Origin of the sequence: Geobacter argillaceus, from assembly GCF_007830735.1 — a bacterium.
Lineage (GTDB): Bacteria > Desulfobacterota > Desulfuromonadia > Geobacterales > DSM-12255 > Geomobilibacter > Geomobilibacter argillaceus.
The window spans coordinates 76,260-95,574 of record NZ_VLLN01000005.1 but is presented as its reverse complement, the minus strand read 5'-3'; the positions used below and the strand labels follow the sequence as shown (position 1 = coordinate 95,574).

Annotated in this window: 21 protein-coding genes; 10 read left to right on the top strand and 11 right to left on the bottom strand. The window is 60.6% G+C overall.

Going from position 1 to position 19,315, the window contains the following annotated elements:
* The first annotated feature begins 13 nt into the window (after positions 1-13).
* Positions 14-493, top strand: coding sequence for a class II SORL domain-containing protein (locus tag JN12_RS05760; RefSeq protein ID WP_145019560.1), 480 nt, complete (start codon positions 14-16; stop codon positions 491-493).
* 112 nt (positions 494-605) lie between these two features.
* Positions 606-1,109 (top strand): FmdB family zinc ribbon protein, encoded by a 504-nt coding sequence (locus JN12_RS05755; protein WP_145019557.1) that lies wholly within the window; start codon positions 606-608, stop codon positions 1,107-1,109.
* Between the two features lie 64 nt (positions 1,110-1,173).
* Here the strand turns inward: JN12_RS05755 and JN12_RS05750 are convergent, their stop codons facing one another.
* Positions 1,174-2,511: a DEAD/DEAH box helicase gene (locus tag JN12_RS05750; protein WP_145019555.1), complete on the bottom strand. Its 1,338-nt coding sequence runs from the start codon at positions 2,509-2,511 to the stop codon at positions 1,174-1,176.
* Between the two features lie 162 nt (positions 2,512-2,673).
* Positions 2,674-3,273 carry a chemotaxis protein CheD gene (locus tag JN12_RS05745; protein ID WP_145019552.1) on the bottom strand — a complete coding sequence of 200 codons (600 nt, stop codon included), beginning with the start codon at positions 3,271-3,273 and terminating at the stop codon, positions 2,674-2,676.
* 288 nt (positions 3,274-3,561) lie between these two features.
* On the opposite strand from JN12_RS05745, the gene JN12_RS05740 reads away from it, so the two are divergent.
* The 3 genes from JN12_RS05740 to JN12_RS05730 are packed head-to-tail and all read left to right on the top strand — an operon-like array spanning position 3,562 to position 7,200.
* Positions 3,562-4,497: a carbamate kinase gene (locus JN12_RS05740; protein ID WP_145019549.1), complete on the top strand. Its 936-nt coding sequence runs from the start codon at positions 3,562-3,564 to the stop codon at positions 4,495-4,497.
* Positions 4,498-4,510: 13 nt separating this feature from the next.
* Entirely contained in the window at positions 4,511-5,797 is a 1,287-nt protein-coding gene (locus JN12_RS05735) for an aspartate aminotransferase family protein (RefSeq protein ID WP_145019546.1), read from the top strand.
* Positions 5,794-7,200: a cyclic 2,3-diphosphoglycerate synthase gene (locus tag JN12_RS05730; protein WP_246125763.1), complete on the top strand. Its 1,407-nt coding sequence runs from the start codon at positions 5,794-5,796 to the stop codon at positions 7,198-7,200. The genes JN12_RS05735 and JN12_RS05730 overlap by 4 nt, the downstream gene beginning before the upstream one ends.
* On the opposite strand, the gene JN12_RS05725 is transcribed toward JN12_RS05730, so the two are convergent.
* Positions 7,114-8,013 carry a DMT family transporter gene (locus JN12_RS05725; protein WP_145019543.1) on the bottom strand — a complete coding sequence of 300 codons (900 nt, stop codon included), beginning with the start codon at positions 8,011-8,013 and terminating at the stop codon, positions 7,114-7,116. The genes JN12_RS05730 and JN12_RS05725 overlap by 87 nt on opposite strands.
* A 219-nt stretch (positions 8,014-8,232) precedes the next feature.
* Complete coding sequence (locus JN12_RS05720; protein WP_170241861.1) at positions 8,233-10,239, bottom strand: cache domain-containing protein; 2,007 nt, start codon at positions 10,237-10,239, stop codon at positions 8,233-8,235.
* 276 nt (positions 10,240-10,515) lie between these two features.
* Here JN12_RS05720 and JN12_RS05715 point away from each other — a divergent pair, with 276 nt between their 5' ends.
* The gene (locus JN12_RS05715) at positions 10,516-11,319 is read left to right on the top strand and encodes a polysaccharide deacetylase family protein (protein WP_145019540.1); all 804 of its coding nucleotides are present in this window, start codon (positions 10,516-10,518) and stop codon (positions 11,317-11,319) included.
* A gap of 82 nt (positions 11,320-11,401) precedes the next feature.
* On the opposite strand, the gene bfr is transcribed toward JN12_RS05715, so the two are convergent.
* Positions 11,402-11,869, bottom strand: a complete 468-nt coding sequence (bfr, locus tag JN12_RS05710) for a bacterioferritin (protein ID WP_145019537.1) — start codon at positions 11,867-11,869, stop codon at positions 11,402-11,404.
* A gap of 294 nt (positions 11,870-12,163) precedes the next feature.
* Here bfr and JN12_RS20445 point away from each other — a divergent pair, with 294 nt between their 5' ends.
* Positions 12,164-12,328 (top strand): hypothetical protein, encoded by a 165-nt coding sequence (locus JN12_RS20445; protein WP_170241860.1) that lies wholly within the window; start codon positions 12,164-12,166, stop codon positions 12,326-12,328.
* Positions 12,329-12,490: 162 nt separating this feature from the next.
* Complete coding sequence (locus JN12_RS05705; RefSeq protein ID WP_145019533.1) at positions 12,491-12,754, top strand: hypothetical protein; 264 nt, start codon at positions 12,491-12,493, stop codon at positions 12,752-12,754.
* A gap of 70 nt (positions 12,755-12,824) precedes the next feature.
* Here JN12_RS05705 and JN12_RS05700 read toward each other — a convergent pair whose 3' ends face one another.
* The 3 genes from JN12_RS05700 to JN12_RS05690 all read right to left on the bottom strand — a co-directional run bounded on the left by JN12_RS05700 (position 12,825) and on the right by JN12_RS05690 (position 13,947).
* A complete protein-coding gene (locus tag JN12_RS05700; protein WP_145019530.1) occupies positions 12,825-13,013 on the bottom strand; it encodes a putative signal transducing protein in 189 nt (62 codons plus the stop codon).
* A gap of 136 nt (positions 13,014-13,149) precedes the next feature.
* Positions 13,150-13,458, bottom strand: a complete 309-nt coding sequence (locus JN12_RS05695) for a hypothetical protein (RefSeq protein ID WP_145019527.1) — start codon at positions 13,456-13,458, stop codon at positions 13,150-13,152.
* Between the two features lie 24 nt (positions 13,459-13,482).
* A complete protein-coding gene (locus JN12_RS05690) occupies positions 13,483-13,947 on the bottom strand; it encodes a YaiI/YqxD family protein (RefSeq protein ID WP_145019524.1) in 465 nt (154 codons plus the stop codon).
* Positions 13,948-14,481: 534 nt separating this feature from the next.
* Between JN12_RS05690 and JN12_RS05685 the strand changes: the two genes are divergently transcribed.
* Both JN12_RS05685 and JN12_RS05680 read left to right on the top strand, forming a co-directional pair.
* Complete coding sequence (locus JN12_RS05685; protein WP_145019521.1) at positions 14,482-15,168, top strand: outer membrane protein; 687 nt, start codon at positions 14,482-14,484, stop codon at positions 15,166-15,168.
* 143 nt (positions 15,169-15,311) lie between these two features.
* A complete protein-coding gene (locus JN12_RS05680; protein WP_145019518.1) occupies positions 15,312-16,595 on the top strand; it encodes a hypothetical protein in 1,284 nt (427 codons plus the stop codon).
* A 102-nt stretch (positions 16,596-16,697) separates the two neighbouring features.
* Here the strand turns inward: JN12_RS05680 and JN12_RS05675 are convergent, their stop codons facing one another.
* The 3 genes from JN12_RS05675 to JN12_RS05670 all read right to left on the bottom strand — a co-directional run bounded on the left by JN12_RS05675 (position 16,698) and on the right by JN12_RS05670 (position 19,218).
* Entirely contained in the window at positions 16,698-17,849 is a 1,152-nt protein-coding gene (locus JN12_RS05675; RefSeq protein WP_407925374.1) for a hypothetical protein, read from the bottom strand.
* A gap of 143 nt (positions 17,850-17,992) precedes the next feature.
* The gene (locus tag JN12_RS20440) at positions 17,993-18,154 is read right to left on the bottom strand and encodes a hypothetical protein (protein WP_170241859.1); all 162 of its coding nucleotides are present in this window, start codon (positions 18,152-18,154) and stop codon (positions 17,993-17,995) included.
* A 107-nt stretch (positions 18,155-18,261) separates the two neighbouring features.
* Complete coding sequence (locus tag JN12_RS05670) at positions 18,262-19,218, bottom strand: HD domain-containing phosphohydrolase (protein ID WP_145019512.1); 957 nt, start codon at positions 19,216-19,218, stop codon at positions 18,262-18,264.
* Between the last annotated feature and the right edge of the window lie 97 nt (positions 19,219-19,315).

The following is a 19,315-nucleotide window of genomic DNA, read 5'->3' as shown; positions in this document are numbered from 1 at the left end:
AAAGGAGAAGACAATGGACAGAAGGAGTTTCCTGCAGACCGCGCTGACCGGCTCGGTCATCGCCGGCTTCGGCTCGGCAGCAACGGCTGCCGAGCGCTATTTTCCCCTGAAGGTTGACCAGTCGCTGTTCGAGGGGATCAACCGGGTCAAGGACCCGGCCAAGAAGAGTCCGCTGGAAAAGAAGCATGCGCCGGCGATCACGGCGCCGGCCACGGTAAAGGCGGGCGAACCGTTCACCGTCGAGGTGGCGGTCGGAGAGACCCTCCACGACATGGGACCGGCCCACTGGATCGAGTACGTCGAGCTCCAGGTCGGCAACGAACCGGCCGGCCGGGCGGATTTCCAGCCCAAAGGGTATCTGAAACCCAAGGTGGCCTTTACCATGGTCCTCCCGAAAGAGGCCGCCCCAACCGGCAAGGTGACCCTGGTGGCAACGCAGCGCTGCAACCTCCACGGCTACTGGGAATCGAGCCTGGACATCGCCGTAACCTGACCGAGCGCCAGACCAGTCGCGCAACAACCCGGTTCCAGCCGGGTTTTTTCATCCGTACCATATGAACCGGAAACCTTGATTATATTGAGCAAAACCATGACGGAGGTCTGTAATGCCGGTCTACGAGTTTTACTGTGCCGACTGCCACACCATCTACAACTTCCTCTCCCGACGGGTGAACATCGACAAGCAACCCAACTGCCCCAAGTGCGGCCGGCCGGAGTTGTCGCGACAGGTCTCACGCTTCGCCATATCCAGGGGACAAAAAGAGGAGCCTGGCGCTGACGGCATGCCGGACATCGACGAGGCGCGATTGGAAAAAGCCATGATGGGGCTGGCCGGAGAAATGGAAGGGATGGATGAGAACGACCCGCGGCAGATGGCCCGGTTCATGCGGCGGCTTTCCGACGCCACCGGCATGAGCCTCGGCTCCGGGTTCGAGGAGGCGATGCGCCGGCTCGAAGCCGGGGAGGACCCGGAAAAGCTGGAAGAGGAGATGGGGGAGCTGTTCTCGGATGATTCAATGGACAACCTCTTTTCCCGTGAGGGGATCAAGGGACTTACGCGGAAATATACCCCACCTGCCCACGACGACACGCTCTACCTTCTCTCCTGAAACGCGACAGAGGGACAGGCCCCACGGCCTGCCCCTCTGTCGATCCTTTCGGTGAATCCCTGCGTTACCTGCCGCGACGCGCCTGATTCCCACGGTTCGTCGCTGTCGCGGTTCTCGTCTGTTCGGGTTGCCGATACGGGCGGCCGGAGCTAGGGAGCTTTGCCGCTCCAGCCGGCGCAGCTCCCCCATGCAGCGAGGGCTTCTTCGGCCCGGCCGACGAGCGCCCCTGGCCCTGCTCACGCGGCGGGCGGGCAAACTCGGTATCTTTCCTGGGGGCAGGCACCGCGTAGTCGAACCCGTCCACTTTTCGCCGTTCCAGAGTGGCATTGAGCGTCTTCTCTATGGTCCGCACCATGGCACTGTCTTCGCCGGTCACCAGGGTGAAGGCGTCACCGCTCCTGGCGGCGCGGCCGGTCCGACCGATCCGGTGGATGTAGGCCTCGGGGGTATCGGGAATGTCGTAGTTGATCACGTGGGAGATCTGGGACACGTCGATCCCCCGCGCCGCGATATCGGTCGCCACCAGGATCTGGAAAGTGCCGTCACGGAACCCGTCCAGAGCAGCCTGGCGACGGTTCTGGGAGAGGTTCCCCTGCAGGGACGCAGCCCGGTAGCCGGCCTTCTCCAACTGCTCCCCGAGCCGCTTGGCCCGGTGCTTGGTACGGGTGAAGATCAGCACCGAGTCGGTGTCGGTGTGGCGCAGGAGCTCCAGGAGCAGCGGCGTCTTCAGATGCTGCTCCACCGGATAGAGTGCGTGGGTGACCGTCACTGGCGGGGCAACTGATCCGACCTGCACCGTTACCGGATCGATCAGGATATCCTGGGCCAGCCGCCGGATTTCGGCAGGCATGGTAGCCGAGAACAGGAGGGTCTGGCGCTTTGTCGGCAGATGGCCGAGAATTCGCCGGATATCCGGGAAAAAACCCATATCGAACATCTGGTCTGCCTCGTCCAGCACCAGCACTTCCAAGTGGGAAAGGTCGATGACCCCCTGGCCGATGAGGTCCAGGAGGCGGCCCGGGCAGGCAACGACGATCTCAACGCCGCGCCGCAGCTTTTCCACCTGGGGATTGACACCAACGCCGCCGTAGACGGTGACGCTCCTGAGTCGGGTCTGTTTGCCCAGGGTGGTGAAGGACTGGTGGATCTGTTCGGCCAGTTCCCGGGTGGGGGCGATGATCAGCGCCCGGACCCGACCCCGCTCTTCCTGAACGAGCCTGTGGAGAATGGGAAGGGCAAAGGCCGCGGTCTTGCCGGTGCCGGTTTGGGCCAGCCCCATGACATCGCGACCGGCCATGACCGTCGGGATCGACTCCTTCTGGATCGGGGTCGGTGTGACATACCCGGCCGCGGTTACGCCGGCGGTGACCTGGGGGTGAAACGTGAAAGCCTGAAAACTCATGAAACTCCTTTTATTGTCTGTGCCCTTCAAAGAAAAAGCCCCGGAGGCGGTCCGAGGCTTACGATGATTTCGTGTTTGTCCGGGAACAGCAGTTGTGATAGGTGACCCTACCAGTTCGGGTGACAGTATGTCAAGGAGTTCCTGAGGCAGCCCAAGCCCGCCTCAGAGCCACAGTTCCACCTGGGGCATGGTCGTTTCCTGGCGTTCGATGCTTCGCAGCCAGCATTCCCGGTCCCTGCGCGCAAGCACCTTACTCCGATCGCCCTGCATTTTACGCACATGAACCGCAAAATCACCATTGGAAAAATGGATTACCCGCCCCACCTTCCCCCCCAGGTCCTCGGCTACCAGCGGAATCCGTTCGTTCTCCAGGAACTCGCGGATGAACCGGACATTGACCTCGCTGACGCAGTAGAAATTCCCCACCTCCCTGGACTGGCTGAAGATGGTTGCCCCGCCGAATGCCTTGGCGCGGAGGTTTTTCCGCTTGGCCCCGCGGTGCATCATGTCGTTGATCAGGAGCTCCATGGCGTAGATGCCGTACCGTCCAGCCTCGGACAGGGTATTCGGCAGTTCGCGGGAATAGCGACGGTTACTGAGGAGAAAGTGGTTCATGCCTATGACCCGGTTGACCGGGTCATAGAGACAGGCGGCAATACATGAACCAAGGAGCGTGGAGATGGTCACCGGCTCGGCCGAAGCGTGGAATTCGCCCGGATTGAGCGATACGCGTTTGAATCTGCCAAGGGTCTCAATCCTCATAGTTCATCATCCACAGCATCAAAACCTCACGAAATAGGAACGACCCAGTGCTCCCACCCATCGTCATAGGTGCAGATGAGAATGGTATATTATTTCATCCGGCAAATGCAACCAAGTTAACATGATTGAATTAAAATATTACCACCAAAAATTGAGAACCAATCGTTGCGCCCGCTTCTTCTGCCGGCGCCTCCGTGTCTGTTTCCGGTCTACTTGAACGGCTGGCGGTCTATGTTAAGGTTAGAACAGAAACTTTAACGACAATGACACCTTTCCGAAAGACGGCAGATGAAGAAGGCGTGCGACAAGCAGATCATCCTGGTGGCGCTGGGTGGCAATGCCCTGATCCGGCAGGGTGAACAGGGAACCGCAGCCGAACAGTTCGCCAACCTGCGGGTTCCGATGGAACAGCTGGCAGGGCTGGCCCGGGACTACCGGCTCATCATCACCCACGGCAACGGCCCCCAGGTGGGAAACCTCCTCCTGCAGCAGGAGTGCTCGCCCCAGGTCCCCCCCATGCCGCTGGAGATCCTGGTGGCCCAGACCCAGGGGCAGATCGGCTATATGATCGAGTCCACCCTGGACGAGGCCCTCGCCGGCATCGGTCTGAGAAAACAGCTGGTCAGCCTGATCAGCTACGTGGTGGTGGATGAGCACGATCCGGCATTCGCGGCGCCGACCAAACCGATCGGTCCGGTTTACTCTGCGGAACAGGCAGCGACCCTCCCGTGGCCGACAATGCCGACCGCCAGGGGATACCGCCGGGTGGTGGCCTCGCCGCGGCCGCTGACCGTGGTGGAAAAGGAAGAGATCCGGCAACTGATTGCCCTGGATTTCATCATCATCTGTTGCGGCGGCGGTGGCATCCCGGTGATCCGGGAGGGACGCGCCTTTCACGGCGTTGACGCGGTCATCGACAAGGACCTTGCCAGCGCCTGCCTGGCAACCGAGGTGGGGGTGGCCGGCCTGGTCATCGCCACAGACGTGCCAGGGGTTGCCCTTGGGTTCGGTACCCCAGCGGAGCATTTCCTGAACAGCATCACCCTGGCCGAGGCGGAACAACGGCTGGCTGCCGGCGAATTCCCGCCCGGCTCCATGGGACCCAAGATGGAAGCGGCTGTTGCCTTTATCAGGAACAAGGGGCGGTGTGCCGTCATCTGCCACTTGGACGACATCGCCCTAGCCGTGGCAGGGAAGGCAGGGACAAAAATATTATCAGGCTGAAAGGACCAACACCATGACCGCTAATGCCGAAATCGTCGCCCGCGCGGAGCGGGTCTTCACCCCTGCCCTGCACCTCTACCACCCGCTGGCCATCGAGCGGGGCGAAGGAAGCTGGGTGATCGACCGGGAAGGAAAGCGGTACCTGGACTTCGCCACCGGGATCGCCGTCCTGAACCTCGGCCACAACCATCCGCGGGTGCGGGAACGGGTGGCCGGTCAGTTGGAACAGTTCGTCCACACCGGCGGGATCTACTATAACGAAACCACCGTGGCCGCGGCCGAACTCCTCGCCTCAATCACCCCACCGGGGCTCGACATGCTCTTCTTCAGCAACTCCGGCGCCGAAGCAGTCGACGGTGCCCTGAAGCTCGCCCGGTTCGTCACCGGCCGGCAGGGGATCATCGCCTTCAGCGGCGCCTTCCATGGCCGGACCCTGGGGGCGGTGTCGGTCACCACCAGTTCGGCCCGCTACCGGTCCCGCTATCATCCGCTCCTGCCGTCGGTCTATCACGCCCCCTACCCCTTCAGCTACCGCTGCCCCATGCACTGCCGACCGGAGACCTGCTCCCTTGCCTGCTTCGGGGCGCTGGAGGAGATGCTCGGGCGGCTCATCACTCCCAATGAGGTGGCGGCCATCCTCATCGAGCCGATCCTCGGCGAAGGGGGGTACGCACCGGCACCGCCGGCCTTTCTGAAACGGCTGCGCCGCCTGTGCGACGACCACGGCATCCTCCTGATCTTCGACGAGGTCCAGTCCGGCATGGGCAGAACCGGCGACTGGTTCGCGGCCCAGCGCTACGGCATGGTTCCCGACATCATGACCGTGGCCAAGGGGATCGCCTCAGGGTTCCCGCTTTCGGCGGTGGTGGCAAAACGACAGATCATGGAACAGTGGCCCTCCGGCGCCCATGGTACGACCTTCGGCGGCAACCCGATCGCCTGCGCGGCAGCCATCGCCACCATCGAGACGATCCGCGACGAAGGGCTCCTCCCCCGCTGCCAGCAACTGGGGGAACGGGCCATGGAGCGGTTGCGGGCCATGCAGGAACACCGCCCATTGATCGGCGACGTCCGGGGAATGGGGTTGATGATCGGCGTAGAGCTGGTGGATAACGTGGGCACCCCTGCCGGCGCAGCCTGCGAGCGGCTCCTGGACTGGTGCCGCGAAAAGGGGCTTCTCATCATTAACTGCGGCACGGACCGGAACGTGCTCCGCCTGGTCCCGCCGCTCACCATCAGCGATGACGAGCTGGATCAGGCCCTGACAATCATCGACGAAGGGCTGGGAGCGGTGGCATGAAACCGGTGCGGGTCATCATCATGGGGGCAGCAGGCCGGGATTTCCACAACTTTGCCTGCTGCTTCCGCAACAATCCGGCCTACTCGGTCGTTGCCTTCACCGCCGCCCAGATCCCCTACATCGCGCAGCGCCGCTACCCGGCCTCCCTGGCCGGGCCGCTCTACCCGCGGGGGATTCCGATCCGGCCGGAGAAGGAGCTCGCCACACTGATCCGCCGCCACCGGGTCGACCAGGTGGTCTTCGCCTACAGCGACATCTCCCATGCGGAGCTGATGCACACCGCCTCCCGCGTCCTGGCCTGCGGGGCCGACTTCCGGCTCATCGGTCCCAATGCCACCATGCTGAAGAGCAGACGGCCGGTGGTCTCGGTCTGCGCCGTCCGGACCGGCTGCGGCAAGAGCCAGGTAGTCCGCTACTTCTGCGACATCCTGGTCGAGTTGGGGATCAGGCCGGTGGTGGTGCGCCACCCGATGCCGTACGGCGACCTGGCCACCCAGGCAGTGGAACGGTTTAGCGACGACACCGACCTGGACCGCTTCCACTGCACCATCGAGGAGCGGGAGGAATACGAGCACCTGCTGGCCCATGGCGCCGTGGTCTATGCCGGCGTGGACTACCGGACCATCCTCCGCAGGGCCGAAAAGGAGGCCCGGCTCATCATCTGGGACGGCGGCAACAACGACCTGCCGTTCTTCCGGCCCGACCTGGAAATCGTGGTGGCCGATCCGCTTCGGCCGGGACACGAGACATCCTGGTATCCGGGAGAGGTGAACCTGCGGCGGGCCGGCATGGTGGTGATCAACAAGGTGAATGCCGCGAAACCGGCGGCTGTCGAGGCGGTAGTGGAGGCGATCCGCCGGGGCAACCCGGCAGCGGCCGTGGTGCGGACCGAATCAAAGGTGACGGCGGCCGAAGGGGAGCGGATCAAGGGAAAGCGGGTGCTGGTGGTGGAGGACGGACCGACCGTCACCCACGGCTCCATGCCGAGCGGTGCCGGGCTGGCCGCGGCCGGGCAGTATGGTGCACGGGAGGTCATCGATCCGCGCCCCTGGGCAATCGGCTCGCTCAAGGAGGTCTACGGCCGCTATCCCCATCTCGGGCCGGTCCTGCCGGCCCTGGGGTATCGGCCGGAGCAGGTGGATGAGCTGGCCGCCACCATCGCGGCCGTACCGTGCGATCTGGTCCTGGCCGCCACCCCGATCGACCTGGCCCGCCTGGTCCGGGTCGAGACGCCGATCCTGCGGGTCAGCTACGCCATTGCCGAAACCGACGGCACCCCGCTGCGCGAGGCATTCCTCGGACTGCTCGCATCGGTATCATTCGGTACATGTCGGTCGCCGTGGCCTTACAGCCAGCAACGCCAACCCGCCGAAAAGGAGGCAGATGCCAACCAGCGCCGGTAGGGTGAGCCGCTCCCCGATCACCACGACCCCCAGCAGGGCTGCAGTGAGCGGCTCGGCCAGAGAGAGGGTGACAGCGGTGGCCACCGGCACCGTCTTCAACCCCCGGGCAAAGAGCCGATAGGACAGGGCCGTGGCGATAAGCCCCAGATGGAGTACCACCAGCAGCCCACGCGGTCCGGCAAGCCAGGAGAGATCGGAGGAGATAAGAAACGGCGCCAGCAGCAGGGCGCCGAGGGAGAACACCACGGCCACCACCGCATCGGGCGAGCGGCCGTCCAGGAGGATCTTGATCGCCAGGGTGTACGCGGCATAGGAGGCACCGGCGCCAAAAGCAAGGAGAATGCCGAGCGGGTTGACGCTCACCCCGCCGCCGGTTGCCAGTAGCAGCGTGCAGCCGGCAATGGCAAGTACCGTGGCCCCGAACCAACGGCGTCCCGGCCGCTCACCCCGGACCAGAAAGGCAAGGATGCCGGCAACCACCGGCGAGCTGCCGATGCCGACCATGGTCCCGACTGCCACGCCGGTCCTGGACACGGCGGCAAAGAAGCAGAGCTGATAGGCGGCAACACAGACAGCGGCCCAGAACGTGGGCACAACAGGCCAGCGGCCCTCTATCCGCAGGCGCCCCCGCACACCGGCCAGCACCAGGAGGGCCACCCCCCCTACGGCCAGTCGCAATGCCCCGATCAGCACCGGGTTGGCGCCGGTGGGGGCCAATGCCTGGGACGTGCCGGTGGTACCCCAGAGCATGGCAGCCAGCAGGATCAGCCAGGCGCCGCCAGCCGCTACGTTTTTCTCTTCATGTTGTGCCATATGCTCCCATCGTCCCTGTCGCGCCATCTCGCAGACGGCAAGTTTACCTGCCGCTGTGTGATGAGGCAAGCACAGTCTGTTGAAGCGGCTTGCCGGCAGAACGTACTCCACGCTGCCGTTTTCTCTTTCGGTTGTGGAGTTCTCGGGCTGCCGTGGCAGGAAAACGGCCTCCCTTGGAAGGGGAGGCCGTGAATGGGTGGGGGGGGGGGGGCGGGCGGGCTAATGTCGGTCCTTACAATTGATGGCCAATTTATCGAGAATCTCCAGCAGGACCCTGGAGTTCGACACCATCTCCTCGCAGAGCAGGTACGCCTTGTTCCTGTCACCGGCGTTGTAGGCATTGATCGCCTGCTTGCCCAGGTCATGCACCTTGGCATGGGGTGCATCGATCTCCCGGAACATGCCGAGATGGCCGCAGTTTTCATTACCTTTGCTCTGGTACCACTTGCCAAAGGCACAGGTCAGGTGGGTCGGAAGGGTATTGGGGTCGATGCGGGCGGAACCGTCCAGATGTGACTTGATCTTGCCAATAAAAATCAGATGCGCGCTCTTGGCCTTATTGAGAATAATAGACGTATCCTCGTTGATTTTGAACCTGCCGAGAATGGACATCAACTCTTCGGCATTGCCGTTCATGTGGCTGGAGTCTTCCAGCGACTCGTGTGCCATCTGCGCAGTGTTCTGGACGATCAGGGTAATCTGGTGCATGTTGTTAGATATTTCGCTGGTGGTAGCGGTCTGCTCTTCGGCAGCGGTGGCGATCTGACTCACCTGCATTGCCACGTCGTTGATCTGTTCCATGATCTCACGCAGGGCTTCTCCCGACTTGCCCGCCTCCAGGGTGCCGGACTCCACCTGACGTACCCCCTGCCCCATGGCTTCGACCGCTCCTTTGGTTTCCGACTGGATGGCCTTGATCATCTCCCCGATCTCGCGGGTGGCGCGGGTTGTACGCTCAGCCAGGGCACGAACCTCATCGGCCACCACCGCAAAACCGCGCCCCTGCTCGCCGGCCCGGGCCGCCTCGATGGCGGCATTCAGGGCCAGCAGGTTGGTCTGGTCGGCAATGTCCTCAATGGTGCCGATAATGGCGCCGATCTGGTCGCTTCTCGCCCCCAGGCTTTCGACCGTTTTTGCTGAACACTGAACTTTCTCGGTGATTTGTTGCATGACCGCAATGGTGGCATCAACTACCGATACGCCACGATGGGCCGACTGTGTGGCGCGTTGGGCACCTTCGGCGGCAAGCTGGCAGTTCCTGGCAATATCGCCGGAAGTGGCAGACATCTCCTCGCCGGCTGTGGCAACGGTCGTGCTTTGGGCAACGACCTCCTCGGCCCCGGTGGCGATATGCTCGGCCGTGGTGTGCAGCTGGTTGGCGGCAATTGCCACCTTGATGGACGAAGCAGACACATTGCTGACAACGCTGTGGAGCTTGTCAATAAAGATATTGACCTCCCGGCCCAACTTGCCGATCTCATTGTCGGCAAGGACCGGCAGCTGCTTGGTCAGGTCACTTTCTCCTTCGGCAATATCTTTCATGGCATTGACTATGGTCTTGACCGGTCGGGTAATGGTGGCGGACACTACCCAGGCCAGGAGTATGCTGAGTGCCAGAATGGCGAGCAGGGCAACCCCGATGCTGGCCTGGATGGTTCGCATATGGGCGGTCACATCGTCGATGTAGATACCGGTGCCGATGACCCAGCCCCACGGCTGATACAGCTCAACATAGGAGATCTTGGGTACTGCCGCGCTGCTGCCCGGTTTGGGCCATGTGTATTCGACAACCCCCTTCCCCTTATCCTTGCAGACCTTGACCATCTCCATGAAAAAGTCCTTTCCATTGGAGTCCTTGAGCTCGCGCAGGTCCTTGCCGTTCATGTCCGGTTTGATCGGATGCATGATCATCTTCGCGTTCATGTCGTTGATCCAGAGATAGTTTGACCCATCATAGCGGATACTGGCGATACGCTCGGCAGCCCGTTTCTGGGCGTCCTCCCTGGTGAGCATCCCGGCGTCGACCTGTTTCTGGTACGAAGCGAGCATCGTGGTCGCTTCCTGCACCAGGGAGCTGACGGTGGCCTGTTTTTCCTTCAGGATGAGACCGCGGACAAACGGCACCAGGGCAAACATGGTTGCCAGCACCAGCACCAGCCATGTCAGGATCGACAGGCTCATGATCTTTGCAAAAATACTCCAGTCTTTGTACGCTTTAAGGGCCATGCTTTTTCTCTCCTCCGAAGATGTAACGACTGAACAGGTATAAATGGAATGGCTGAAAATCTACTTAATGAAAAAGGCGGGTTTGGTTGTTTTTCGGGTCCAATAGCCCGACCCTTAAGGGGAAATTTGCTCATGGATACAATTCCACTAATTTGCCGCGGCAACTACTCAATGATAATTGGGAGTTATCGCTCAACGCTTGCATTGCCGGCCGTCTCCCGCTAGATTTATTTCCATCAGGAACACTTGGGATGAGGTTGGAAAGGGACGACACTGATGAAGATCGTTCACGCAGTTGTCGGGCTGTTACTGTTTTTCCTCTGCTTCGTCAGCAGTGCGAGAGGAGATGCGGCTGCAGACCATGACTACACGGCTCTTAAGCAACGGTTGGTAGAACGTTTCGGAAGCGTACCCCCGAAGCAGTGGGGCGAGAACGTCAGCGGCGTGAAGAGCCGTATCAGGACTGGGGACAAGGTAATCGCCCTGACCTTCGATGCCTGTGGCAGCGCAAAAGGGATGGGGTACGACAGCCGGCTCATGGAGTTCCTGGAGCGGGAACAGGTGCCGGCCACCCTCTTCGTCAACGCCCGCTGGATAGGACCCAATCGCGCCACCTTCGACCGGCTGGCTGCCAACCCCCTTTTCGAGATTGCCAACCACGGCCTCAGACACAAACCGGCATCGATGACCGGCAGATCGGTCTACGGCATTAGCGGGACAAACAGCGTGGCCGAACTGGTGGACGAAATCGAACTGAATGCCCGGAACCTGGCAGAGCTGACCGGCAAACGGCCCCGCTTCTACCGCGCAGGGACCGCCTATTACGACGAGGTGGCGGTGCAGGTCGCCGAGGCCCTCGGGGAACAGGTTGCCGGCTTTTCCGTCCTGGGGGATGCCGGAGCAACCTTTTCCCGGCAGCAGGTCAAGCAGGCCATGCTGCGAGCCGGCCCAGGGTCCATCGTCATCCTCCACATGAACCACCCGGCCGGCGGCACCGCGGCCGGCGTCATGGACGCCGTGCCGGAGTTGAAAAAAAGAGGCTTCCGCTTTGTCCGGCTGTCGGAACTCCCCCTGGAGTAATGATTGTCGAAATTCTGCTGACGTGAAAATGGGGACCCGGCAAACCGGGTCCCCATTTTTTTGCACTGACATCTGTCACGTATCAGTCGATCTGCTCCACCAGGTAGTTCTGCACCCCCATCTGCTTGATCTGGTCCAGTTGGGACTCCAACTCATCGATGTGCACTTCCTCCTCCCGCAGGATCGATTCCAGGAGTTCCCGCGTGCCGTTGTCCCCCATCTCCACCGCCACCCGGATGCTCTCGTTATACCCCTTGATGGCAGCCTCTTCGGCAGAGTGATCGTTCTTGTGCATCTTCGCCACCTCTTCGCCGATGTGGATCTTGTTCAGATTGCTGACGATCGGTTTTCCTTCCAGAAAGATGATCCGGGCGATCAGCTTTTCCGCATGCTTCATCTCATCGATGGACCGCTTGCGGATCATCCCGTGCAGCCGCTCGTACCCCCAGTTCTCGCAAAGCTCGGCATGGACGAAGTACTGGTTGATGGCGGTCAACTCCTCGGCCAGACGCCAGTTCAAATGCTCGATCACCGTCTCGTTCCCCTTCATGTTCCGCCCTCCTTTATCCGTTCTTGGCTACCTGTTGTGAACGCGTATGCGCTGACTTCAAGTGAACCAGATTCAGGGCAAAGGTCAAGTTTGCTCCATTTCCGACACTCATGCCGCAAAACAACCAGATGACAAAATATGCACCACTGCTTTGGATGCCTCCTTTTCGGGCACAGGCGCTGTCGGCGCCATTCGTTCGGCCCGTCCGGAGTTCTCATTAAACCTTGGCACCGTTTATGCTACCAATAAATACAGCAGAAATAATCCTGCAGCGTCACGAAACGGAGGTGGCCCATGTTTGTGAACTGCTTCGACAGCAACGACATCTGCCTGTTCGCGGTCCGGGTCAAAGACGAAACCGATGCCGACAGCCTTGGCGACTACATCTGCCGGACCCATGAACTGATCTACTACTGGCTGGTACGGGAGACGCCGGTCGGGGCGGTGGTCCGCTATTGACCGATCAGCAGGCCTGCCTGCCACTGACTGCGGCCTTCTTTGATCAAGGACAGGCCGCACCTCGCCGTATCCCTTCCCCCCTCTTTGTGCAGCGAAAAAGTCTGGACGACCCTACTCTCCTTGCAGTATGTTAACGCCTCAGTTCTAAGCAGGGGGGACGGCATGTTTGCGAATGACGATCTGGGAGCATCGGTCTACAAGAGCTGGAGCAACACCCAGCGCCGGGACGAAATCACCAAACTGGTAGAAGGATACCGCAACGGCCTGCCGGTAGGCATCCTCTGCAAGATGGCCGAAGCAATCGCCGGGAGCCGGAAGCGGGCCCGCAAACAACTGCACGAAATGCTCACCCTTGAGGAACGGGAGGCTGCCATAACCCGGGAGAGCGGCGGTATGCTGATCCTGGTCAAGGATTTCCTGCGGTGACCTGGCGCACAACAACGAGAAAAGCCCGCACAACGCGGGCTTTTCTCGTTCACACCAATGGCAGGTCGGCTCAGCACCGTGCACAAAAGCGTTCCAGCAACTCCTGGGCGCGCGCCAAATCCTCTTCGGCTACCTGAATCTCCTTCAGAGCCGGCTCGACCCTGCTATCCCGGCAGAAGTACTCGATCCCGCCACGCCTCAACACCCCTTCAACCCGAGCCAGGTCAGACTCGTTCACCGTATCATAGAACCGTGCCATCCCAAACACCTCCTCCTGTGCCGACATACGACCCACGCCAACTGGCACGTCAGCACCCTTTGGCTTAATTGTACCATGATCTGGTGTGCGTGAGCTGCCGAGACTCCTTACAACGGCAGAGACTGCTCCCTCCGGCTCAGAGCAGCTGTACCTCGCTGACCCGCACGATCAGCAGTTCCTGACGGAAGCGCTCAGCCAGGTCCCGGCGATAGCCGTGCCACCAGCCGCGGTCCAGCTGTTCGGTCATCACCTCATAGATAACGATGTCGTCGTGCACGGTCCCGGCCCCGGTCTCCCTCCAGAGCCCCTTGGCCGGCGACTGTACATAGGAGGTAAGGCCGCCGAACCGCTCGGTCAGCTCATCTCTCACCCGTTCGTATTCGTGCTGGGGAAACAGTTTCCGCTCATTGTCGTACAGCGGCAGCAGTATCTGCACAAGATGCATTGCAGCCCCCTTCCCGGCCTTTTTCTAGATGGGCGAATCCCCTCTTTTCATCTGCGTCAGCAGCCGGTCCAGGGCCGAGGCAAATCGCTGCCGGTCAGCCTGGCCGAACTGGGCCGGACCACCCTGAACGAGCCCTGCAGTCCGCAACTCCTGCATCAGGTCCCGGACGGACAGCCGCTCCCCCACATTCTCCTCGGTGTAGAGCTCCCCCCGCGGATCAAGGGCAACCCCGCCGATGGCAACGATCCGGGCTGCCAGGGGTATGTCGGCGGTAATAACCAAGTCCGACGGAGCAGCGTGCTCGGCGATATAATCGTCTGCCACGTCAAAGCCATCGCTCACCCTGACCGACGTCACCAGCCCGGTATGGGCCTTGGACAGATCCTGATTCGCCACCAGGCAGACCGGCATCTGCAGCCGCGCCGAGGCCCTGAACACGATCTCCTTGATGACCCTCGGGCAGGCGTCGGCATCGATCCAGATTTTCAAAACAGAACTCTCCTTTGTGCACTTACAGCTATTGTATTGTATCGCGTAACCCGGATGACGCCACTGCACAACGAGGTTTGCGCTCAGCAGCATCCGATTAGGTTTTGCCTACGTCCCGTAGGGACAGAATGCCTGTAGCCGGGGAATTTATTCCCCGGTCTTGGCAAAATTGCCACTCACGTCACGTACGTGACGCAGAGATATATCGGCTACATATCCGGGGGTGAATCCCCCGGCTACATGCGAGCGCCCCTAACGGGGCTTCAAAACTGTGCAATTTCCTAACCGGACAACGCTGGTTCTCAATGTAAATTTTTTCGACAGACGCAACAACTAATGCCGGCTGTAACCCACTGATTTTTAGATCATTAATCCACCAACAATAGTTTGCCTAAGCATGCCCGAATGTTGATTTTTCTTACACACGGCCCGCACGGTAAACCAATCGGGACTCTTTGCGTTACAATTGCATTGTCATTATCCGTTTCGGGCGCCGTCCTGGATGGCCAGCACCAAACTGTACGGAGGAATTCCATGAAAAAACATCTCATTACCGTTGCCGCAGCATTCACGGCCCTCTCGCTCCCCGCAATCTGTACGGCATCCCCGGCCCGTCCCGGGGGATACGTCTCCGGCTTCATCGGTGCCAGCATAACCAGGGATACCGATGCAACCACGGTCGACTATGTTGTCCCCAAAAACTTCAATGACCGGATTCAATTCGATCCCGGCATTACCGTCGGCGGCACGGGCGGCTACGACTTCGGTTTCCTGCGCCTGGAAGGGGAGCTTTCCTACAAGCATGCCGAGTTAAAGGCCATTGACGACAAAAGCTCCGGCAGCCGGTACCGCAGCATCGACGGCAGCCTGGGTGCCCTGGCCATGATGGGCAACGTCTTCTTCGACCTGCACAACAATAGCCGGGTCACCCCCTACTGGGGCGCAGGTGCCGGCCTGGCAGTACTCAACCTCAGCGACACCTTCGGTACCAACACCACCACCGGATCACGGGATTTCATCTACTCCGGGGCCAACGACACGGTCTTCGCCTACCAGGCCGGCGGCGGTGTAGAAATAGCGCTCAACCGGCAGCTGTCCCTGGACCTGGGCTACCGCTACTTCGGCACCTCCACCGCCACCTTCGACAAAGACGTCACGCGGACCACCGAGCTGAAACTGGAGAGTCACAACGTGGCGGTGGGTCTCAGGGTGAAGTTCTAGCGCCCGTACCTCTCTGGCGCCGGAGCCCGCATGGCACGGGTTCCGGCGCCAGGGTAACGCCTCCCCCGGTCAATTCGTCCAGCACAATTGTCCCTGCGCTCCCTTCTGGTACAATCAACCAATATCACGCACGTGGAGCAACCATGCCGATCACCGCATTCGATGCCATCAGGAGCAATATATGTTCCTTCCTCGGGGGAGCCGAGGTTGATCTCACCCTGGTCGGGGAAGAGCCCACACCGGAGGAAACGCAGGAGCGTCCGATCCGCGCGGTCGCCAGTTTCGAGGGGCAACCGTACCTGTTCACCGCCCGCCGTGCCGCACTCCCGTTCACCACAACCGAAACAGCCTTCTGCCAGGAGCTACTCACCGCCTTTGCCGCCATGTACGAAGGGTTCCGCCAGGAAGGGTACGCCGCCCACTTCCGGACGGCCCTGCTCGCCTCCATCATGGACATCGCCGTGGCCCGCGCCCTTCGGGGGGACAACAAAAAAGGGTTCTGGCCCATCCAGCAGCTGATCCAGCTCCTGAAGAACCTTTCCTACCAGCGCTACGAGGGCAAACCGGCCACCACCGGCTTCATTGTCCACCGGACAACGCTCCCCGAACTCCGCAAGCTGATCCGCTACCGGAAGCACATGCTCCTCGCGTTGAAACCGTCCCAGACCGTTACTGCCGACTTTTTCGACAATCCCCTCACCTACCGCTTCATCGACGGCACCAACCTCTTCTTTGTTGCCAACATCCTGATGCAGGTCACCGGCGTCATCAGGACCAGCGGCTCGGACGAGCAGAACGACGTGGAACGGCTGACCCACCGGGCGATCTTCTCCATCGTCAGGAACGCCGGTTCCGGCGCCTTTGCCGTGACCGTGAACGAGGCGTCGGAGATCGAGGTAATGATCAATCCCGACAAGCTCCTGGTGCGGCGCAAGGGGGTCTGGGCCATCTTCGACCCGGACATTGTCCGGTCGTTTCTCAGGGGAAGCATCGAAGAGAGTGCCATCGACGATCTGCTCTGGACCCTGTATGCACTCTCCAAGATCCGGCATGGCACGGTGGTGCTGATCTACAACCAGGGGGCGCGGCAGCTGGCTGCCCTCAAGAAGGGGTCGGTGGGGGGAAGTGATGCCATCGGCAGGCTGTTGATCAGCCAGGTAAAGGGGAGGCCGGTCGGCGAGCTGAAACAGTCGGGCACCCTGCTCCGCATCCTCTCCTCCGACGGCATGACGGTTTTCAATCGAAACGGCAGGCTGCTGGAGACCGGCTTCATCATCGACACATCCCATGCACGGGAGGTGGTGACCGGTGGCGGGCGGACCACGGCGGCCAGCGCCGCCTCATTTTTCGGCAAGGTGATCAAAGTCTCCCAGGACGGACCGATCGAACTGTACCAGGACGGCAGACAGATCTATCGCTTCGGCTAGCACCCTGTAACCCATATTTTTTCGTAGGTTGGGTAGCGGCCTCATCGCGTAACCCAACAGCCTTGCTACAAAATCTCCATGCCTCACGGATTCGGGGCAGCCTTACTGATACTGGATATAGATCGGTTTCGGGTTCAGCTTGAGGAGATCCTGTGGCGTCATCAGTTGATCCCCCTTCTTGGTATCGTTGTGGTAGAAGAGCTTGAATCCGGTGTACTGCACCGGTTCCTTAACGATATAGTCCTTGTACGAATCACGCTTCAGCCAGGGCGCCCCCCAGCCGTCCATATGCATGACGATCTGCACCTCGGGCCGCAGCACGATGTTCCTGGCGTTGGTGACGCCGTTTCGGGTGAAACGGTGCACGGTGAACACCTTGGGTGGCAGGTTGTACTTCTTCACCAGATCTCTCAGAAAGCCGGAGGCGTAGTTGATGTCGGCCGCATCATAGGTGCCGATCTTGGTCCCCGGCTTCTTCCGGCTTTTGATCAGGTTGAACTCCGGGTCCATCCCCAGGTGCACGTCAGGATTCTTCAGTATCCACTCGAAGCGGGGCAGAATGGTCCTGATATCGTCGTGGCCGGTCTGGATGTCTATGAACAGGATCGCGCCGGCTTCCTTGGCCCAGCCGTACACCTGGTTGACGATGGCATCGGGCATGACCATCCGGTATTTGCCGGACTTACCCGGATCTCCCTGCGCCACCACGGCGATCAGGTGCAGAGCGGGCTGTACCGGGTGTGACGGGTCGGCCTTTTCCCACTTGGTCACCTCCCCCTTCAGCCGCCGGAGCATCTCGTCCTTCGGGAACTCGCCCAGCGCCCCCATCCGTTTGGACTGCGGATTGCCGTAGTAAGCCACGATCCGCTTCTGCGGCAGGATCGACCCCGGCAGCGGCGGCGGGCACTGTACGGGCCAACCGCACCGTGTGGCATACTCGGGGTCTTCGCCCGCGTTGTACTTGACCTTGGGCGCCGCGACCCCGGCCCGTGGTGCCGAACGCACCGCAGTGGAACTGGCCGCAAACGGGGCCGCAGCAGGGGTGGCACTGCTCTGCGGCACAAAGGGTGCGGTCGGGGCGGCGGTCGCGTTCCGGGCATTTTTTGTTGCCGACAGGTCGCCGGGCTTCTCGTTTGAACAACCGGCCAGCATAAGGATGAGCAGATAGGGGATAACCAGGGAGGGGACTCTGGAAAAACTGTGGGACTTCACACAAACTCCTTTGATGGATCGTGCAACGCCAGCTGGCGCCATGCTCCGGGCACATAAAAAACCACAGGAGGTTCCCCCTGTGGTTTACAGGCTGCGATTTTATACCATTGCCGGGAGTCTTGGGCAATAGTTAAAAACGTAGACTACAATTACTGATAAACGCTTGAACTCCTACATCTACCTTCTCACCCTTTCCGCCCTTTACGGCCAGCCTGGACTTTGCCGTGCGGGGTAATGACGTGGGCATTGTGGTTGACAGCGCGCCGGATCATCAACTCATGCTTGCCGGGCGTGGCCGCCCGTGCCGTACGCCGCGTCGTGGTTGTAGTGCCTTTCGTGCCTCTCATAATCGCCACCTCCTCCCCCATACTGCATTAAAAGCATATCACAATCCGCGGGTACCGGTGCCACAAAGTTGACAAAAAGAGTCTGATCTGACAACACGCCCTGCCTCCTATGAGCCCCCTTCTCTGTCGCAGATAAGGGGGATGAACAGGTCAACAAGAACCGGATCGAGTTCCGCCCCTTTCATCTCCGCCAGCATGTTCAGGGTCTTCGCCAAAGGGATGCCGATCCGGTAAGGACGGTCCGACCGGAGGGCGTCGAAGATGTCGGCAACGGTAACGATGCGGGCTTCGAGAGGGATCTCGTCAGCGGCAAGCCCCATCGGATAACCATGGCCATTGTAATGCTCGTGGTGGTGCATGACGATATTGATGACCGTTGACGAAAGATTGGCCTTCTCGACTACATTGGCCCCCCAGACGGGGTGCATGGCAACAACCTCCCTCTCCTCGCCCGTCAGCTTGCGGTTGGCATTCAGAATCGCCTCCGGAACCCCGATCTTACCGCAATCGTGGAGCCAGCTGCCGTGCCTGATCTCCCGTTTGATCCCTTCGCCGAGAGCCAGCTCATCGGCAATCATCAAGGCGAAGTCGGCGACCCGCTCGCAGTGCCCTTTGGTATACGGGTCCTTCAGCTCGATGGTTTCCGCCAGCGAGCGCAGGATGAAATCGTCATCGTTTTTGACCGACTCCATCAGTCGATAGCGGCGGAGACCATCCTTGACCGCCTTGACCATGTCGTTCACCTTCCACGGCTTGGGAAGGAAGCGGAAGACCTCTCCCGAATTGATGGCCGTGAGCGCCACGTTCATGTCCGCTGCCGAGGTCATCATGATCCTGGTCGTACTGGGGCTCAGTTCCTTGATCCGGGTCAGTAATTCGTTGCCGGTCATCTCCGGCATGTAGTGGTCGCTCACGACAACGGCAATGGGATGGTTGGCAACGATCTCAAGCGCTTCGAGCGGCGAGGTGGTAACCAGGGGAGTGGACCCGATTTTCTGCAGCACATCGGCCGTAAACGTAAGTACGAGTTTGTCATCATCGACTATCAGAATTTCGTGTTTCATTCCCCCGCACCCCCACGTAATCTGCAGAAACACTCACGAAAATATTAAATAGCTTAAATTAAGTACAACATCCAAAAGTTTAAATCAATATAATTTC

Bases quoted from the DNA above. Each gene is read 5' to 3' on its own strand.
- JN12_RS05740 (WP_145019549.1), top strand. From the start codon at position 3,562: ATGAAGAAGGCGTGCGACAAGCAGATCATCCTGGTGGCGCTGGGTGGC.
- JN12_RS05745 (WP_145019552.1), bottom strand. From the start codon at position 3,273: ATGAGGATTGAGACCCTTGGCAGATTCAAACGCGTATCGCTCAATCCG.
- JN12_RS05730 (WP_246125763.1), top strand. From the start codon at position 5,794: ATGAAACCGGTGCGGGTCATCATCATGGGGGCAGCAGGCCGGGATTTC.
- JN12_RS20440 (WP_170241859.1), bottom strand. From the start codon at position 18,154: ATGAGAGGCACGAAAGGCACTACAACCACGACGCGGCGTACGGCACGG.
- JN12_RS20445 (WP_170241860.1), top strand. From the start codon at position 12,164: ATGTTTGTGAACTGCTTCGACAGCAACGACATCTGCCTGTTCGCGGTC.
- bfr (WP_145019537.1), bottom strand. From the start codon at position 11,869: ATGAAGGGGAACGAGACGGTGATCGAGCATTTGAACTGGCGTCTGGCC.
- JN12_RS05675 (WP_407925374.1), bottom strand. From the start codon at position 17,849: ATGGCGCCAGCTGGCGTTGCACGATCCATCAAAGGAGTTTGTGTGAAG.
- JN12_RS05735 (WP_145019546.1), top strand. From the start codon at position 4,511: ATGACCGCTAATGCCGAAATCGTCGCCCGCGCGGAGCGGGTCTTCACC.
- JN12_RS05685 (WP_145019521.1), top strand. From the start codon at position 14,482: ATGAAAAAACATCTCATTACCGTTGCCGCAGCATTCACGGCCCTCTCG.
- JN12_RS05755 (WP_145019557.1), top strand. From the start codon at position 606: ATGCCGGTCTACGAGTTTTACTGTGCCGACTGCCACACCATCTACAAC.
- JN12_RS05700 (WP_145019530.1), bottom strand. From the start codon at position 13,013: ATGGCACGGTTCTATGATACGGTGAACGAGTCTGACCTGGCTCGGGTT.
- JN12_RS05750 (WP_145019555.1), bottom strand. From the start codon at position 2,511: ATGAGTTTTCAGGCTTTCACGTTTCACCCCCAGGTCACCGCCGGCGTA.
- JN12_RS05725 (WP_145019543.1), bottom strand. From the start codon at position 8,013: ATGGCACAACATGAAGAGAAAAACGTAGCGGCTGGCGGCGCCTGGCTG.
- JN12_RS05705 (WP_145019533.1), top strand. From the start codon at position 12,491: ATGTTTGCGAATGACGATCTGGGAGCATCGGTCTACAAGAGCTGGAGC.
- JN12_RS05715 (WP_145019540.1), top strand. From the start codon at position 10,516: ATGAAGATCGTTCACGCAGTTGTCGGGCTGTTACTGTTTTTCCTCTGC.
- JN12_RS05720 (WP_170241861.1), bottom strand. From the start codon at position 10,239: ATGGCCCTTAAAGCGTACAAAGACTGGAGTATTTTTGCAAAGATCATG.
- JN12_RS05680 (WP_145019518.1), top strand. From the start codon at position 15,312: ATGCCGATCACCGCATTCGATGCCATCAGGAGCAATATATGTTCCTTC.
- JN12_RS05695 (WP_145019527.1), bottom strand. From the start codon at position 13,458: ATGCATCTTGTGCAGATACTGCTGCCGCTGTACGACAATGAGCGGAAA.
- JN12_RS05760 (WP_145019560.1), top strand. From the start codon at position 14: ATGGACAGAAGGAGTTTCCTGCAGACCGCGCTGACCGGCTCGGTCATC.
- JN12_RS05670 (WP_145019512.1), bottom strand. From the start codon at position 19,218: ATGAAACACGAAATTCTGATAGTCGATGATGACAAACTCGTACTTACG.